General features: G+C 69.7%; 15 protein-coding genes. 7 read left to right on the top strand and 8 right to left on the bottom strand.

Annotated features, from left to right (window positions below):
- Nucleotides 1–33 precede the first annotated feature (33 nt).
- From K228_RS0105960 to K228_RS0105950, 3 genes are all read left to right on the top strand, one after another.
- A complete protein-coding gene (locus K228_RS0105960) occupies nucleotides 34–828 on the top strand; it encodes a DUF3050 domain-containing protein (RefSeq protein ID WP_025617597.1) in 795 nt (264 codons plus the stop codon).
- A 69-nt stretch (nucleotides 829–897) separates the two neighbouring features.
- Nucleotides 898–1,254, top strand: coding sequence for a 4Fe-4S dicluster-binding protein (locus tag K228_RS0105955; protein WP_025617596.1), 357 nt, complete (start codon nucleotides 898–900; stop codon nucleotides 1,252–1,254).
- A complete protein-coding gene (locus tag K228_RS0105950) occupies nucleotides 1,229–3,112 on the top strand; it encodes a hypothetical protein (protein ID WP_025617595.1) in 1,884 nt (627 codons plus the stop codon). The genes K228_RS0105955 and K228_RS0105950 overlap by 26 nt, the downstream gene beginning before the upstream one ends.
- Nucleotides 3,113–3,180: 68 nt before the next feature.
- Here the strand turns inward: K228_RS0105950 and K228_RS0105945 are convergent, their stop codons facing one another.
- From K228_RS0105945 to K228_RS0105920, 6 genes are read right to left on the bottom strand one after another with little or no spacing between them, the layout of a single operon-like run.
- Entirely contained in the window at nucleotides 3,181–3,924 is a 744-nt protein-coding gene (locus tag K228_RS0105945) for an antibiotic biosynthesis monooxygenase family protein (protein WP_025617594.1), read from the bottom strand.
- A gap of 56 nt (nucleotides 3,925–3,980) precedes the next feature.
- A complete protein-coding gene (locus tag K228_RS0105940; protein ID WP_025617593.1) occupies nucleotides 3,981–5,459 on the bottom strand; it encodes an FAD-dependent monooxygenase in 1,479 nt (492 codons plus the stop codon).
- Entirely contained in the window at nucleotides 5,446–6,885 is a 1,440-nt protein-coding gene (locus K228_RS0105935; protein ID WP_025617592.1) for an FAD-dependent monooxygenase, read from the bottom strand. The genes K228_RS0105940 and K228_RS0105935 overlap by 14 nt, the downstream gene beginning before the upstream one ends.
- A complete protein-coding gene (locus tag K228_RS0105930) occupies nucleotides 6,882–7,841 on the bottom strand; it encodes an aromatase/cyclase (RefSeq protein WP_025617591.1) in 960 nt (319 codons plus the stop codon). Before K228_RS0105930 ends, K228_RS0105935 begins: the two co-directional genes overlap by 4 nt.
- Nucleotides 7,838–9,379: an FAD-dependent monooxygenase gene (locus tag K228_RS0105925; protein WP_025617590.1), complete on the bottom strand. Its 1,542-nt coding sequence runs from the start codon at nucleotides 9,377–9,379 to the stop codon at nucleotides 7,838–7,840. The genes K228_RS0105930 and K228_RS0105925 overlap by 4 nt, the downstream gene beginning before the upstream one ends.
- Before the next feature lie 53 nt (nucleotides 9,380–9,432).
- Nucleotides 9,433–10,446 carry a methyltransferase gene (locus K228_RS0105920; protein WP_025617589.1) on the bottom strand — a complete coding sequence of 338 codons (1,014 nt, stop codon included), beginning with the start codon at nucleotides 10,444–10,446 and terminating at the stop codon, nucleotides 9,433–9,435.
- A gap of 214 nt (nucleotides 10,447–10,660) precedes the next feature.
- Between K228_RS0105920 and K228_RS0105915 the strand changes: the two genes are divergently transcribed.
- From K228_RS0105915 to K228_RS0105905, 3 genes are read left to right on the top strand one after another with little or no spacing between them, the layout of a single operon-like run.
- Entirely contained in the window at nucleotides 10,661–11,446 is a 786-nt protein-coding gene (locus K228_RS0105915; RefSeq protein WP_025617588.1) for an SDR family NAD(P)-dependent oxidoreductase, read from the top strand.
- A 28-nt stretch (nucleotides 11,447–11,474) separates the two neighbouring features.
- The gene (locus K228_RS0105910) at nucleotides 11,475–11,804 is read left to right on the top strand and encodes a TcmI family type II polyketide cyclase (RefSeq protein WP_025617587.1); all 330 of its coding nucleotides are present in this window, start codon (nucleotides 11,475–11,477) and stop codon (nucleotides 11,802–11,804) included.
- A 12-nt stretch (nucleotides 11,805–11,816) separates the two neighbouring features.
- The gene (locus K228_RS0105905) at nucleotides 11,817–12,434 is read left to right on the top strand and encodes a mycothiol-dependent nitroreductase Rv2466c family protein (RefSeq protein WP_025617586.1); all 618 of its coding nucleotides are present in this window, start codon (nucleotides 11,817–11,819) and stop codon (nucleotides 12,432–12,434) included.
- A gap of 72 nt (nucleotides 12,435–12,506) precedes the next feature.
- On the opposite strand, the gene K228_RS0105900 is transcribed toward K228_RS0105905, so the two are convergent.
- Both K228_RS0105900 and K228_RS0105895 read right to left on the bottom strand, forming a co-directional pair.
- Nucleotides 12,507–13,379, bottom strand: a complete 873-nt coding sequence (locus K228_RS0105900; RefSeq protein ID WP_029723379.1) for an NmrA/HSCARG family protein — start codon at nucleotides 13,377–13,379, stop codon at nucleotides 12,507–12,509.
- Between the two features lie 53 nt (nucleotides 13,380–13,432).
- Nucleotides 13,433–14,161, bottom strand: a complete 729-nt coding sequence (locus K228_RS0105895; protein ID WP_025617584.1) for an SDR family oxidoreductase — start codon at nucleotides 14,159–14,161, stop codon at nucleotides 13,433–13,435.
- Between the two features lie 216 nt (nucleotides 14,162–14,377).
- Here K228_RS0105895 and K228_RS0105890 point away from each other — a divergent pair.
- Nucleotides 14,378–15,351: FAD-dependent monooxygenase (locus K228_RS0105890; RefSeq protein ID WP_025617583.1), on the top strand; the 974-nt coding region annotated here is incomplete at its 3' end.

The raw sequence follows: 15,351 nt of genomic DNA, 5'->3' as shown, positions 1-15,351 counted from the left end.
CGGACGGCAGGACGAGACGAGAGGAGAAGGGCGATGTCACGGTACGACTGGGGCGAGTCGACTCCGGCCATCGACATGCTCAAGGACACCATCGAGCCGGCCCGGCAGAAGGTGCTTGGCCACCCGGTGTACGGGCAGCTGGACAGTGTCGACGCGGTGGTCACCTTCATGGAGCACCACGTCTACGCGGTCTGGGACTTCATGTCCCTACTCAAGTCGCTGCAGCGGCAGCTCACCTGCGTCGAGGTGCCCTGGGTGCCGTCCGGGCAGCGCAGCAGCAGCCGACTGATCAACGACATCACCCTGGTCGAGGAGAGCGACGAGCTGGGCGACGGCTTCATCAGCCACTTCGAGCTGTACGTGGACGGCATGCGCCAGGCCGGCGCCGACACCCACGGCATCGACTCCTTCATCAGCCTGCTGCGTGAGGGCGTGCCGGTCCCCGTGGCGATCACCCAGGCCGGCGTCCCCGGTCCGGCGGCCGAATTCATCGGCACCACCTGGAGGTTCATCGAGCACGCCCCGGTGCACTGCCAGGCCGCGGCGTTCGCGTTCGGTCGGGAGGATCTGATCCCGGCGATGTTCGACCAGGTCGCCGCGCTCAACACCGGAGTCGGCGTGCTCTCCACCTTCGTCGACTACCTCCGGCGGCACATTCAGGTGGACAGCGAGGAGCACACGCCGATGGCGATGCAGATGCTCGCCGACCTGTGCGGGGACGACAGAAACCGGTGGGAGCAGTGCAGGGACACCGTCCACACCGCTTTGGCCGCGCGGACCCAGCTGTGGGACGGCATCTCCGCGCAGCTTCGGCGGTCCGTCCATTGACCGAGGGGAACCTCACTCCGGGCCGCCGCTGGTCGGCCCGGAGTGCCCAGCACCGGAGGTGAGCAGGAGATGCCGTGGACACGAGAGGCCGCTGCCCCGGCGGGCGCGGCGCGGGACGCGCGGATCACGCAGCGCACCCGCAACGAGGCGTGGCGGAAGCCGCCGCGCCGGATCGAGAAATCTGAGTGCATCACGTGCGACACCTGCCTGCGCAACTGCCCGCCCGAGTTTGGGGCGATCTTCGATCGGGGGCTCGACGTGGTGATCATTCCCGAGCTGTGCTCCGGGTGCCCGGTGTGCGTGTTGGTCTGCCCGGTCGACTGCATCTACCCGGATCCGCAGTGGACCCCGACCGACGACAAGCTCTGGGATCACATCGGCCTGACCATGGAGGATGGGCATGACACTGCCAGTCGAGCCGGATAGCGGGTTGTCCCGCCGAGCTGCCCTGGCGAAGGCGCGGCAGAGCCGACGGCCGAGCCGGCTCGGCCGGAAGGCCGGCGCCACCGCCACACCCGACTATCCGGTCGGCAGCGATGCCGGCTTCCCTGGCCTGCTGGGCCGGGTCTGGCAGCAGGCGACGACCGCGCCGAACCCGGCCGTGGCGGTGGAGGCGCTACTGACCCTCGGCGGGCATGTTCCGGCTGAAATCCAGCTACGGGCGCTGCCCACCACCGCGGAGTGCGCGGTACGAGTACTTTTCGGACGGTCGTGGCGCGGTGCCGATCCGGCTGTCCGGCACGCGGACAGTGCCGAGACGGCCTTCCTCGGTGAGGTGGGGCTAACCAGGAGCGGTCGGATTGCCGTACGGGTTCCGTCCCAGGGCCCGCTGACCAGTACGGACGACCTGATCGGTGGGGTGCTGCGAGTACCGTGGTCGACCCGAGATCTGGCCGCCTACCAGGCCGAGCTCACCGCTGCCGCCATCCGGCAACACGACTCGGTTGCCGACTGTCGCCGCTGGCTCGCTGAGGCGCGGTCGGACGGCCGGGCGAAGCTGCTGGCGGAGCTGACCGAGGCGGTTCACCGAACAGCTCCGGTGGTGTTCTACTGCGGTGACCGGCTGTACACCAATTTCCGCGACCGAAACACGCTGACCGGCAAGACGCTGTGGCCGGGGCACCCGGATTGCGCACTGAGCGCGCTGCTCACCGTCCCACTCGAACTGTGGTCCGACGACGACGTGCTGCTGGTGGTGTCGCTCACGCTGCTGGTCCGGTCGGCGGGGTACGCCCGGATCGAGGAGGCCAACGGTACCCAGCTGACCCTCGACCACGTGGCCCACCTCCTGGAGCGGACCCGGATGGCGTACAACGAGATCCCCGGTGGTGATCCGGTGCCGCCGGCCAGCTCGGCCACGGTGACGGCGCTCGACGCGCTCGCGGTGGCGATCGCTCGGCGCCGTCGGGAGATCAGCACAAGGGTTCAGCTGTACCGGGACATCCACGGGCCCCTGATGCACAAGATCGAGCGGATCGCCGGGCCCGGCACGGGGCGGGCCCATCGCGCGGAGGCGGCGCTCAGTGCCCACCTGCGCGACCGGCTACCCGTCACCGGCGACACCCTGCGGGAGCTGGGTGCTGCCGTGGCGGCGTCGCCGGGCTGGCTGGCCGAGCCCCATGGCGACTTCGGGACCGGGCTGGAGTCCCTGGTGTACGAAACCGTCGCGGCGGCGACCACGGTCTTCGACGCCGACTTCGCGATGAGCCGGGGCATGCGGTCCCTGACCAATTTGGTGGCGGCGCTGCGGGACGAGCGATGGGCCACAATCGTCTCCTGGGACATCCCACACTTCTTCTGCTGCGTGGTGCCGACGCCAGCGGCCCGCCAGCACTTCGGGAACTCCGCCGCGCACCTGGCCGACGCCGCCTGGTCGATGGCCGCACGCATGCAGTACAACTCGTGGCACTTCCTCGCCGGCAACCTGCCGCCGGTACCGGAGGTGGTGGACCGCGACTACTTCGCCCCGCCCACCATCCCGGATCTCGCCTACCACTCCGACCAACACCACCACGGTCATGTCGCGGCCCGGGTGCGGTTCAGCATCCGCAGCCCGCAGCCGGTGGTGGTGCTGGGCCGTGCCTTCACTGGCTTCGTCGACCTGCGGCTGCTGCGCTGCGCGGGGCGGCCCTTCGACGAGCAGGACCTGCTCGCCGCGCACCGGGCCTCGGACCTCATCGCCACCGCCACGACCCAGGCCGCCAACCTGGTCGCCGCCGGCATCAACCTCAAGGTGGCCGCCTTCGACAGCCAGTGGCACTGGGCGAAGATCACCGGCCAGTAACTCGGTACGGCACTCCGGTTGTGGGCCCGTGGCGGAGGCACGGGCCCACAACCGGATGCCGGGGAAGATCAGGCCGACGCGGGTTGGGCGCTGGACCGGGTGTGGACGACCCGATAGGTGTTCCAGGCGGTGGTGGTCGTGAGGGAGCTCCGCTTCTCCAGCGACCGGCGGCGGGCCGCGGGCTGGTCGGCGGCGGGTCGGGTGCGAAACGCGGCGAAGGCCTCCGGGCCGTCCCACTGCGAGTAGATCACCACGAAGTCCCGCTCCTCGCCGACCGCGGTCAGACCACTGCCGCCGCCCTGGACACTCCGGGCCCGAATGCCGCGGAGCAGGCTCTGCGAGCGATAGCCCGGTACCTCCACCAGCCACTGATGGGCCGCGCCCAGGGTGCCGATCAGCTCGTCCTGATCAGCCGGGGCCACGCCGAGGATCTCGATCACCGTGTAGTCATCCCGGTCCGGTGAGATCTCCGTGACCGCACCGAGCGCGGGATGGCGTTGGCTCACCTCCACCTCGGTCTGCAGCAACCGGATGAAGGTGGTGATCTCGTGGAACACCGGAACCGTACGGTGTTTGAACTCGTCGCCGGCGTACCGCGACTCCAGATCCTGTTTGCCGCGCCACTGAATGAAGTTCGCGGTTCCCGGCTCGGTCAGACCCCGATGCACGGTACTGGAGATCCAACCGGGGTAGTCCGCGGTGTCGACGATCGCCCGCATTTCGCCGACGAGTCGATCCACGCGCTCGGGGGTATCGGTCTTGAACAGGTTGATGACTGTCAGGTAGCCATTTTCGGGGTCGATGAAGGGCATGCGTCTCCTCACTCCTTTAGAACACACGGCGGGACTACCCAGGCTGGGCGGACCGGTCAGGGCCGGCCAAACCACCGGATGAGGGCCTCCGACAGGCCGGTGCTGTCCGCAGCGCCGGAGCGGACCCACGCGACGTAGCCGTCCGGCCGCACCAGCGCGGCGTTGACCTCCGCCAACGCACCGACGGGCCGTGAGGTCGCAGTGACCACGTCGACCCGGTCCTTCCACGGCGCGGCTACGGCGCGCAGCTCGGCGTCGCCGGCCAGATCGAGGAGGAGGCCGCGGCCGTTGTGCAGGAAGCTGAAGGCCCGGACCGTGCCGGCCGGCCCGAAGTCACCGGTGAGCTCGGTGTCGGGCAGCCGCCGGCCGAGCAGTGAATGGCCGTCCGCCCCCACGTCGTAGCGAATGTCCAGCCCGGTGACCATGCCGACCAGCAACTCCTGGGCCTCCGCGTAGCCGAGCAGCTCGGTCATCACGGCCCGCATCGGGTCCAGTTCGTCGCCGCCCAGATACAGAATGCGCTGCGCGAGGGTGTTGGTCAGGATCCGGGCCGCGACCGGGTGCCGCTCGGTGTGGTAGGTGTCCAGTAGGCGGTCCGGAACGTGACCGTTGATCGCCGCACCGAGCTTCCAGCCGAGGTTGACGGCGTCGCCGATGCCCGCGCTCATCCCCTGCGCGCCAACCGGCAGATGAATATGCGCCGCGTCGCCGAGCAGGAACACCCGGCCCCGCCGATACTCCGCCGCCTGACGGCTGGCGTCGGTGGTCCAACTGGTCCACAGCGGCCTCCCACCGCTGATGTCCTCACCGGTCAACCGATTCCAGGCGGCGGCGATCGCCTCGAAGCTCGGCGCCCCTTCACCCTGCCGGGTCATGCCGCGTTCGTAGACCACCACCCGGTTGACCTCCGGGCCCAGCGGAAGCACCATGACCATCCCGCCGGGTACCCGCTCCCCGGAAAATCGGGGGCGCAGCGCACAGCCCGCGACGTCGGCGAACCACATCTCGATCGTGGCGTCGGTGCCCGGGAAGTCGACTCCGACCAACTTCCGTACGGTGCTGCGGCCACCGTCGCAGCCAGCCACGTACCGGGCCCGCAGACGCTTGGGGCCCGACGGGGTGTCCGCGTCCAGCTCAACGCCCCCGTCAATCTCCCGCAGCCCGGTCACCTCGTAGCCACGGCGGAGGTCAGCGCCCTGTTCGGTGGCCCAGCCGGTCAGGATCCCCTCGGTGAGCGACTGCGGCTTGCCCCGGGCCCCGTACGAGCCCCCGGGCACCACCTGAAAGTTCAGCGGCAGCCCACCGAAGTGACCGAAGGGGATGGTCTGTAGCTCGCCGAAACGGGGCAGGAGCCCGCGCTGGTCGAACTCCTCGATCGTCCGGGCCGAGAAGCCGAGCGCACGGGACTGCTTCGTCGGCTCGGTGAGCCGGTCCAGGACGAGGGCCTTGACGCTGGCGAGGCGCAGTTCGCCGGCGAGCATGAGTCCGGTGGGGCCGGCCCCGACGATGATGACATCTGCGTCAAAGTCTGGCATTTTCCTTCCTACCTTCCACCCACAGCAGCTTCTCGATTGCCTGTTCCAGGCCCTCCTCGTCGTCGCCGGCCCAGGCGATATAGCCGTCTGGGCGCAGTAGGAGGGCGGTGGTGTCCAGGGGAGGACCACCGTCACAACGCGCGTGAACCGTCCGCACCGTGCGGTGGTGCGGACGGTCCGCACCGGATCTGAGCCGAACAATGACGGGCTCGGTGTCAGCCAACGGAAGCGGCCCCGAGTCGGTTCGGAGCCGTAACGTCGTAGCCCGCCGCCCGACCGGCGACGGGCCAGGTGGGCCCCACCGGTCAGTCAGGTTGGCGGCGGTCCCGGCTAGATGATCACGGACCGACCGCAGGCCGACAAGCTCAGCCAGGATCGCCCGCAGCGGCTCAACCTCCGCTCCGCCCAGCAGCAACGTCTCCTGCGCGGTAACGTAATCCAGCACCCGCGCCGCTACCGGGTGCCGCTCGTCGTGGTAGCTGTCCAGGAGCCCGGGTGCGGCCCAGCCGTGCACCGTCGCCGCCAGCTTCCAGCCCAGGTTCACCGCGTCCTGGAGTCCGACGTTGAGCGCCTGGCCACCGATCGGAAGGTGCCAGTGAGCAGCGTCCCCGGCCAGTAGCACCCGACCCCGTCGATATGCGCCGACCTGTCCCCGGGAGTTGTGAAAGGCATCCAGCCAGACCGGAGTTCCGCTGGAGAGGTCCTCGCCGGTCACCACCGCCCAAGCCCGGACGACCTCACCGAACTCCGGCGGCCCCACCCGGTTGGTCACCGGCTGGCCGGCCACGTGCACCATCACCCGCGTGACACCGGCTCGGGTCGCCGCCACTGCGAGCCCGGCGGGCCGCCGCTCGAACCTACGGTCGCGAATCCGAAGTCCGATCACGTCCGCACGCAGCAGCTCTCTCGTCGACGCTGCAGCCGACACCGGGAAGTTCCACAGCCGGCGTACGGAGCTGTCCGCCCCGTCGCAGCCGACCACGAAGCCCGCATCGAGGCGCTGCCGACCCGCGGGCCCCCGAAGCTGGCAGACCACGTGGCCCGGCCCGGCGGTGAGTCCGGTCAGTTCGTACCCCCGCAGCACCGTCGCGCCCCAGCGCCGGGCGTACTCGGCGAGCACGGCCTCAGTCCGGTACTGGGGCACCTTCCAGCTGCCCTGGTACGCGCTGTCCAGCCCCGACAGGTCCAATCCCAGGCCGGCGAAGTGGGCCCGCGGCTCGTGCGCGGCCTCGCCGAGCAGTACGTCGAGGCCCCGCTCGTGTAGGAGCTCGGCGGTGAGCGTGGAGAGCTGCCCCGCCCGCGACTCGGTCATCGGGTCGGCCAGCCGCTCCACGACGACGACCGGTACCCGGGCCCGACCCAGTTCGCCGGCGAGCAGGAGCCCGACCGGGCCGGCACCGACGATGACGACCGGGATGACTGTCACGGCGCTACACGTCCGCCACCAGCGCCCTCGGCGTACGCCTTCGCGGCCCGTAGGGTCGTCAGGCTGTTGGCGCTGAGGGCGTTCCGGACGAACTCCCGCGCGGCCGGCAGATCGGCCACCGGCCCGAGGACCTCGGCGATCCGCGCGGTATTGATCCGGACCGTGTGCCGGGAGGTGACCAGTACCCGCCCCGGTCCCTGCTCCTCGATCAACCAGCGACCGAGGTGCAACGTCAGCAGGGCAGGCGGGAGGATCTGCTTGTAGACGATGCCGCGGTGTGGCTCGCAGACTCGGACGGAGCGCGTCGTGTGCACCGGCCCGTCCGTGGTTCGGGTATCCATCTCCAGCACCTGAAGCCCCGGTGTCTCCTCCGCCAGCACCACCCGAGCAACATGTGGGAGCCGCAGTGGCCAGCGCCGGGCGTCCTGGAGAAAGTCGTAGACCTCCGCGGCGCTGCCGGCGACCGGAACGGTGTCGTCGAAGGAGAGACGCTGGTCGGCGGTGGTGAGCTCGGCAGCCGTCTTGAGCGCCGCCAGCTCCGACGTGCTGTTGCGATCCACCGCTCGCCGGATCCAGGCCAGCTCGGCGGGGTCGTCGCTGGCCGCGAAGAAGTCGTGCAGCAGCCGCACCCGACAGGCGGCGACGGAGATCGGCTCGATCACCCACGCCCCGCCCATGCCGCCGACCGGATGCTGCGAGCGTTCCTGCCGGAAGGAGACAGTCCACCGCTTTCGGTCGTGCCGCCGCCGCGAGGTCCACGTCTTGGCGGCGCCGTTGGCGGTCGCCCAGATCCGGACCAGCTCGGCCTCGCCGTCACGCTCGAGACACTCGGCGTGGACCGTCGGCGGGAACACCTCCGGCCAACGGCCGACCTCCTCGATCAACGAATACACCCGCTCGACGGGTGCGTTGACAACGACCTGATGCTCCGTCTCGTGCACCGTGTCGGTGGTCACGTTCGCCTCCCCTGGGTACCGGCTGCCGGGTGGGCCCGCGCGAGGCGGTCCGGGTCCGGGGTGTCACCGGCGGGTCCGGCCGCGCCGAACCAACGCCGCAGGGCGTCCACCAGCTCGCCCCCACCCGGCGCGACCCAGGCGAGGTAGCCGTCCGGGCGGATCAGCAGCGATTCCGGGGGTGGGCCGTCCGGGTCCAGGCCGGCTGGCATACTCCGCACGCGTACCAGGTCGACCCGATCGGACCAGGCCGCAGCCAACCGTTCCGTCGCTGCGGAGTCCGCAGTGGTGATCAGGACGCCCCGCGCCGACTGGAGCAGCCGGGCAGTCCGGTCCCGGCCACCGCCGACCAACTCCAGTTCGCGATCCGGAGTCCGGACGCCGACCAGCGGCGCGCCGCCCGGATCCGGGTCGTGTCGGATATCGAGTCCACTCACCATCCCGGAGAGGTGCCGCGCCACCACCGGGAGCGCGATGAGCTCGGCCACCACGGCCCGCAGCGGCTCGACCGAGCTCCCGCTGAGGTTGAGGATGCCCTGGGCACGGGTGTTGCGCAGGACCCGGGCCCCCACCGGATGCCGCTCCCGGTGATAGGTGTCGAGCAGCCCGGCGTCCGCGGTGCCCCGGACTGTGGCCGCCAGCTTCCAACCGAGGTTGACTGCGTCCTGCACGCCAATGCTCATCCCCTGCCCACCGGCGGGCAGGTGAATGTGGGCGGCGTCCCCGGCCAGCAACACCCGTCCCCGCCGGTACTCGGTGACCTGGCGGGTGGCGTCGGTAAACCGGCTTACCCAGCGCGCCGCGCCGTGATGGATGGACTCACCGGTCAACCGCTGCCAGGCGTCCGCCACCTCCACGAAGGTGACCTGCCGGTCCCGATCCGGCGGAGTGCCGGTTTCGCAGACGATGATGCGGGAGTAGCCCTCGCCGAGCGCCCCCGCCATGACCATGCCGTTCGGCAGCAACTCGCCGATCATCCGCGGCCGGATGTCACAGCCGGTCACGTCCGCCAGGTACATCTCGCAGGTCGCGTCCTGGCCAGGGAAGTCAAAACCGGCGAGCTTGCGTACGGTGCTCCGGCCGCCGTCGCAACCGACCAAGTACTGGGCCGAGTATCCGATCCGGCCGTTCGGCCCTTGTACAGTCGCCGTGACGTGGTCGCCGGTTTCACTCAGTTCGATCAGCTCGTGCCCCCGGCGTAGGGTCACCCCGAGCTCCAACGCTCGGTTCTCCAGCATCTCCTCGACGGTGAACTGAGGCACGCCGCGGACTCCGAAGTGCGAGTCCTCGAGCACCCCGAAGTCAAGCGGAATGCCACCAAAGTGCCCCTGCCGGGTGATCTCGGCGTTCTCCAGTCGCTCCAGCAGGCCGCGCTGCGCGAAGACCTCCGCCGCGCGCGCCGTGAATCCGATGCCGCGGGACTCCCAGCTCCGCTCGCTTCGCCGCTCGATGATGGTGACGCTCGCGCCGCCGAGCCGGAGCTCGGCCGCGAGCATCAGTCCGGTGGGTCCGGCGCCGACGACGATTACGTCCGTGTCCATCTGCTGACCTCAGCTCCTCAGTGGGGGCGGTGGGAGCGGCGGTACGGCGAGTCTCATACCGGAACCGCCTCGATGATCGAGACCGGTGAGGCGGTCGGGATGACCCGGGTAACCTTCAGGCCGGCCTCGGCGAACAGCTCGGTGTACTGCGGCCGGGTGCGCTCCTTGGCGCCGAGCAGCAGCAGGAGCCACAGATCTATGATCTTGCCAATGTGCGGCTCATTCTGCTCCTCGAGCACATACTCGATCACGAGCATGGTCCCGCCTGGAGCGATCGCCTCCCGCACGTTGTGCAGCAGCTGCCGGCAGGCGGGCTCCGGGAAGTCATGCAGGACGTGCTTGAGCACGTAGGCGTCGGCACCGGTCGGCAGCGGGTCGAACTGACCGCCGTGCTCGATCGTCACTCGGTCACCGACGCCGGCCGAGGCGAAGACCGCTGGTGCGTCCGCGGTGGCGACCTCGTTGTCGAACAGGATTCCGCGGGAGCCCCCGGTCTGGGCGAGGATGCCGGCCAGCAGCGTGCCACGTCCACCGACGACATCCACCACGGTACGGAACCGCGAGAAGTCGTACGCGGCGAGCACGGGGGCGGTCTCCGCGCCGGAGAGGCTCCCCATGCCCTGGAAGAACTCGGCCGCGTACGCCGGATTCGCCATCAGAAACTCAAAGGCGCCCATGCCCCGCAGTTTCGGCAGGCTGGCTGCCCCGGTGCGCACCGACTCGATCAGGTGCCCCCACTCCTCCCAGAGCAGCGGATGCCCCATGAGCATCGCTATGCCACGCATGGAATCTGGCGCATCATCGCGCAGTGCCTCGCCCATCGGGGTCAGCGCGAAACGGCCATCCGGTCGCAGCGCGAACACCGAGCAGCCGGAGAGCGTACGCAGCAGCCGATAGGTCGCCTCCGGATCGGAGTCCACGCGTTTGGCGATCTCCTCAGCCGGCAACGGGCCGGCGGCGAGAACATCGGCGACGCCGAGCTTGGCCGCGACCGAGATCGCCTGAGTGATCACCGAGCCCTGGATCAGGTCAAGTAATAGGTAGGCGGCGGAATTGTCCCGCACCACGGGAGCGGCAGGTACTGCGGACATAATCCTTTTCCTCCGAGGCGATAGTGAGATGCCAGACGATAGGCCGCGTCGTTTTCTGGTCGCAAGCCCCACCAGGTCGTTCAACTGACGAGTTGACGCGGTTGGAACAGCGCTTTCCACCGAGGCTCGAGCGACATTTCGCAAATCGTTGACATACTGCCGCGACACCGTATTCGGGAAAGGCAACCCCATGGCGGAGAACGAACAGCGAGTAGCGCTGATCACCGGTGGAACCAGTGGAATCGGCTTGGCGGTCGCGGAGACGCTCGCCCGCTGCGGCCTCAAGGTCTTCCTCTGTGCGCGAACTCCGGAGACCGTCGAGGAGACGGTCGGCAAACTGCGGGCCGGCGGCCACCAGGCCGCCGGCACTGTCGCGGATGTCCGGCGTCAGGCCGACGTCGAGCGCCTCGTGGGCGCCGCAGTCGCGCGGTACGGACACGTTGACGTCCTGGTAAACAACGCCGGGCGCAGCGGCGGCGGGGTGACCGCCACCATTGAGGACAAGCTCTGGTACGACGTCGTCGAAACCAACCTGAACAGCGTCTTCCGGGTCACCCGTGAGGTACTCCGGTCGGGACAGCTGCTGGAGCGCGGTTGGGGACGGATCATCAGCATCGCGTCAACCGGGGGTAAGCAGGGGGTGGTGCTCGCCGCGCCCTACTCCGCGTCCAAGCACGGGGTAGTCGGCTTCACCAAGGCGCTGGGGCTGGAGCTCGCGAAGACCGGGGTCACGGTCAACGCGGTCTGCCCCGGCTACGTCGAGACGCCGATGGCGCAGCGGGTACGGCAGGGGTACGCCGCGCACTTCGAGACGACCGAGGCGGAGATCCTGGAGCGATTCCAGGCGAAGATCCCACTGGGTCGCTACTCCACCCCCGAGGAGGTCGCCGGCCTCGTCGGCTACCTGGTCAGCGACGCGGCCGCTCCGGTCACCGCGCAGGCGATCAACGTCTGTGGCGGCCTCGGAAACTACTGATCTCGCAGCCAAGGGCGGTGACGCGACAATGTACAGCACCCTAATCGTCGGTCGAATGCGTCCGCAGTGGTCGGCGGAGGTCGCCGAACTCTTCGGCGCGTTCGACGGAACCGAGATGCCGCACCGCATGGGCACCCGACGCCGCGAGCTGTTCCACTACCAAGGGCTCTACTTCCACCTGCAGGACTTCGACGGCGAGTACGGCGGCGAGCGGATCGCCCAGGCCCGCACCGACCCCCGCTTCCGCCAGATCAGCGACGATCTGAAGCCGTTCATCCAGCCCTACGACCCAGCCACCTGGCGTTCCCCCACGGACGCCCTGGCCACCCGGTTCTATCGCTGGGCCGCCGAGGGCTGAAGGAGTCCAGTGATGTCGGACGATGTCCGTACCCCCGTAGATTTTTGGTTCGACCCGACCTGTCCCTGGGCCTGGATCACCTCCCGGTGGCTGCTCGAGGTCGCGAAGCAGCGGCCGATCACGCCATGTTGGCACGTGATGAGCCTGACGCTGCTCAACGAAGGACGCGACGACCTGCCAGAGCGCTACCGGAGCGGGATGCAGGGCGCGCTGGAGGCGGTGCGGGTCTGCGTCGCCGCCGAGCAGAAGTACGGTGCCCCCGCGTTGGGCCGGCTGTACACCGAGCTGGGCACTCGGCTTCACCTCGAGAACGCCCCCCGGCAGCGTTCCACCCACGAGGCGGCGCTGGTCGCCGCGAACCTGGATCCCGAGCTGGCTGCAGCAGCGAGTTCTACTGAGTACGACGGGGCGCTACGCGCCAGTCACGACGACGGCCTCGGCCGCGTCGGCGCCGATGTCGGCACGCCGGTGATCGCAGTGCGGAACGTGGCGTTCTTCGGTCCGGTGGTGTCGCCGACACCACGGGGCGCCGCCGCACTCCGGCTCTGGGACGGCGTGCTGGCGCTGGCCACGACCGACGGGTTCTTCGAGCTCAAGCGCAGTCGTACCCAGGGTCCGATCATCGGTTGACCGCAACCACACGGGCTGCCGGCACCGGGACGGGTGCCGGCAGCCCGGCCGGGGGCGCCGGCCCGCCGTCGCTCACTGACCCGGCCCCGGCGCCGTCCAGGTGGACCGGAGGAACGCCTCTAAGCTGACCAGGTCCGGCCGAATCCGGCGCAGCGCCGGCAGGTCAGCGCGGTATCCCCCGTCGTTGAAGAAGTCGAACATGGCCGCCAGATCTGGACGGGCGACGCGGAGCGGACCGAGCGGCAACTGCTCGTAGCGCGCCGGCAGGCCAGCGACCCGCCCAAACGCCGCCGCCATCTCGGGTCCGGCGAGTTCGTCACCGGCGAGCTCCACCTGCCGGCCCAGCCAGCTGTCCGGGTCGTCGAAGGCGTCCGCCGCGAAGGCACCGATGTCGCTGGTCGCGATCAGCTGCAACGGCACCTCGGGTTGCAGCCACAGGCCGAGGACCAGCCCGCTGTCGACCAGCCGCGGACCGGTGTCGTGAAAGACCTCGTGAAACATGGTGGGCCGCAGTACCGTCGCCGGGATGCCCAGCTGCTGGATGTGCTGCTCGACCTGCCACTTGCTCGCGAAGTGGTCAACGCCGTTGGCGCGCTCCGCGCCCCCGACGGAGCTGTAGACCAGGTGCCCCACGCCGGTGCGAGCCGCGGCATCGGCTACCGCCCTACCCTGCCGTTGCTCGGTGACCACACCGCCCGGGGTCCGGAACGTCTGGACGCTGAACACCCCGTGCACTCCGGTCATCGCCGCTGCCAACGACGCCTCGTCGTCGAGATCGCCGGGGACCAGTACGGCACCCGCGGCCGCCAGTGCCCGGGCCGCGGGCTTGCCCGGATCCCGGACCAGGACGTGTACCGTCCGTCCGCGGCGCAGTAGTTCGCGCGCCGTCGCCCCGCCCTGTCGGCCGGTACCGCCCAGCACCAGAATCGCCCCATCTGTCGGCACGTTTGCTCCTTTGCGCAGCGCGCACACCCGCCGGTGTCCGCGAGGAAGTTCGGTCACCAGGGCACGACGCCGGCCGCGGAGAGGCAGCAGCCGGAAGGCCCCGCCTCGTCCAGCAACGCCAGCCGGACCGCGATCGCCGCGCCTTCCGCGGGAGTCTGGTTTCCCCGGTGGCCGTTGAGGTCCGTGGCCACCATGCCAGGGCTCGCCGCGTTCACCTTGATCGGCGTGCCCCGCAGTTCCTTGGCGTACGCCACAGTGATCGCGTTCAGGGCGGTCTTCGAGGACTGGTATGCGATCAGGTTGACGCCAGCCAGCGGCGAGTCCAACTGCGAGTTCAGGGTCAGGGAGCCCAGGTGGCTGGAGACGTTGACCACCCGCCCGGCCACCGCCCGACGCAGCAGCGGAAGCACGGCGTTGGTCACGGACACCACCCCGAGGACATTGGTCTCGTACACCTGGCGGAGGTCATCGACGCGTACCGTGCTGGGCACACCGGTGGCGGTACCGGCGATGCCGGCGTTGTTGACCAGGATGTCCAGGCGGTCATAGCGCTGCTCGATCTCCGCCGCAGCCGCCGAGATCGAGGTCGGATCCGTCACGTCCAGGCGCACCGGTACTGCCCTGATGCCCTGGGCCGCCAGGGAGTCCACCGCCTGCCTACCCCGGGTCTCGTCCCGGGACCCGACCAGGACGGTATGCCCTCGCTCCCCCAACTGACGCGCGATCTCGTACCCGATTCCCTTGTTCGCGCCAGTGATCAGCGCGATCTTCTCGACCGGCACGTCCACAATTCCTTTCCGTCGCACTGTCGCGTCCATGCTGAACGGCCAACCGCAAATGCGGCATCTCTGAAATTGCCGCGCAATAGCGTTGGTTCAACCGAGCGAAATCCGCAGTCGAACAATTACCGCCAACCGTCGGTCACCATTGATCCGAGGGGCGTCGGCGGATACTTTGGCGTCGCGATTATCCGGCCGCGAGGCGGAAAGGTCCGGGGAATGGAAACCGACGTGATCGTGGTGGGTGCGGGGCCGGTCGGCCTGATGCTCGCCGTTGAACTGCACCTGGGCGGCGCGCGGGTACGGGTGTACGACCGCCTCGCCGCCGCCACCGGCGAGTCCCGTGCTCTCGGCTTCAACCGGCGTGCCGCCGAATCACTGGACCAGCGCGGCCTACTCGCACGGTTGGGCGGCATCCGCTGGGGTCCGATGGGACATTTCGGCGGCGTACGCATCGACCTCAGCCGGCTCAACGACGACCACAGCGGCATCCTGGGCCTGCCGCAGGCCCGCACCGAGCAGATGCTGGCGGACTGGCTGGCCGAACAGAGCGTTCCGATAGTACGGCGACACGAGCTCACCGGCGTGCGGGAAACGGGCAACGGCGTCGTCGCGACCTTCGACGAGCCAGGCGGAGGCACTGAGGTGCGGGCCCACTACCTGGTCGGCTGTGATGGCGCGCGGAGCACCGTCCGGGCGCTGGCCGGGATCAAAGCCTCCGGCCCCGCAGCCACCCGGGGCATGTACACCGCGGAGATCACCGGAGTCGAGTTACGCCCTCGTCCGATCGGCGAACGCCGGCCCGGCGGCGGCATGGTGGTGTGCACGCCACTGGGGGACGGTCGCTACCGCATCGTGCTCCACGACCGAGGACTACCGCCGAACCCAGATCCGGACGCGCTGACGTTTGCCGAGGTCGCCGATGCGTGGCAACGCCTCACCGGTGAGTCCCTGCACCACGGGTCGGCACCGTGGTTGTGGGCCTGCGGCAACGCGGCCGCGGTCGCCGAGGAGTACCGGCGGGGCCGGGTCTTCCTGGCCGGCGACGCGGCGCACGAGATGCCGCCGCTGGCGGCGTGGGGACTCAGCGCTGGCTTGCAGGACGCGGTGAACCTGGGCTGGAAGCTGGCGGCGGCGGTGCACGGCTGGGCGCCGCCCGACCTGCTCGACACCTACCACACCGAACGCCACCC

It is taken from the genome of Salinispora cortesiana (genome assembly GCF_000484695.1).
GTDB classification, from domain to species: Bacteria; Actinomycetota; Actinomycetes; order Mycobacteriales; family Micromonosporaceae; genus Micromonospora; species Micromonospora cortesiana.
The sequence above is the reverse complement of the archived record's forward strand: the minus strand, read 5'-3'. Positions and strand labels throughout refer to the sequence as shown.

What these genes read in the sequence shown, in the direction of transcription:
- K228_RS0105960 (WP_025617597.1), top strand. Translation starts at nt 34, where the DNA reads ATGTCACGGTACGACTGGGGCGAGTCGACTCCGGCCATCGACATGCTC.
- K228_RS0105955 (WP_025617596.1), top strand. Translation starts at nt 898, where the DNA reads ATGCCGTGGACACGAGAGGCCGCTGCCCCGGCGGGCGCGGCGCGGGAC.
- K228_RS0105950 (WP_025617595.1), top strand. Translation starts at nt 1,229, where the DNA reads ATGACACTGCCAGTCGAGCCGGATAGCGGGTTGTCCCGCCGAGCTGCC.
- K228_RS0105945 (WP_025617594.1), bottom strand. Translation starts at nt 3,924, where the DNA reads ATGCCCTTCATCGACCCCGAAAATGGCTACCTGACAGTCATCAACCTG.
- K228_RS0105940 (WP_025617593.1), bottom strand. Translation starts at nt 5,459, where the DNA reads ATGCCAGACTTTGACGCAGATGTCATCATCGTCGGGGCCGGCCCCACC.
- K228_RS0105925 (WP_025617590.1), bottom strand. Translation starts at nt 9,379, where the DNA reads ATGGACACGGACGTAATCGTCGTCGGCGCCGGACCCACCGGACTGATG.
- K228_RS0105915 (WP_025617588.1), top strand. Translation starts at nt 10,661, where the DNA reads ATGGCGGAGAACGAACAGCGAGTAGCGCTGATCACCGGTGGAACCAGT.
- K228_RS0105910 (WP_025617587.1), top strand. Translation starts at nt 11,475, where the DNA reads ATGTACAGCACCCTAATCGTCGGTCGAATGCGTCCGCAGTGGTCGGCG.
- K228_RS0105905 (WP_025617586.1), top strand. Translation starts at nt 11,817, where the DNA reads ATGTCGGACGATGTCCGTACCCCCGTAGATTTTTGGTTCGACCCGACC.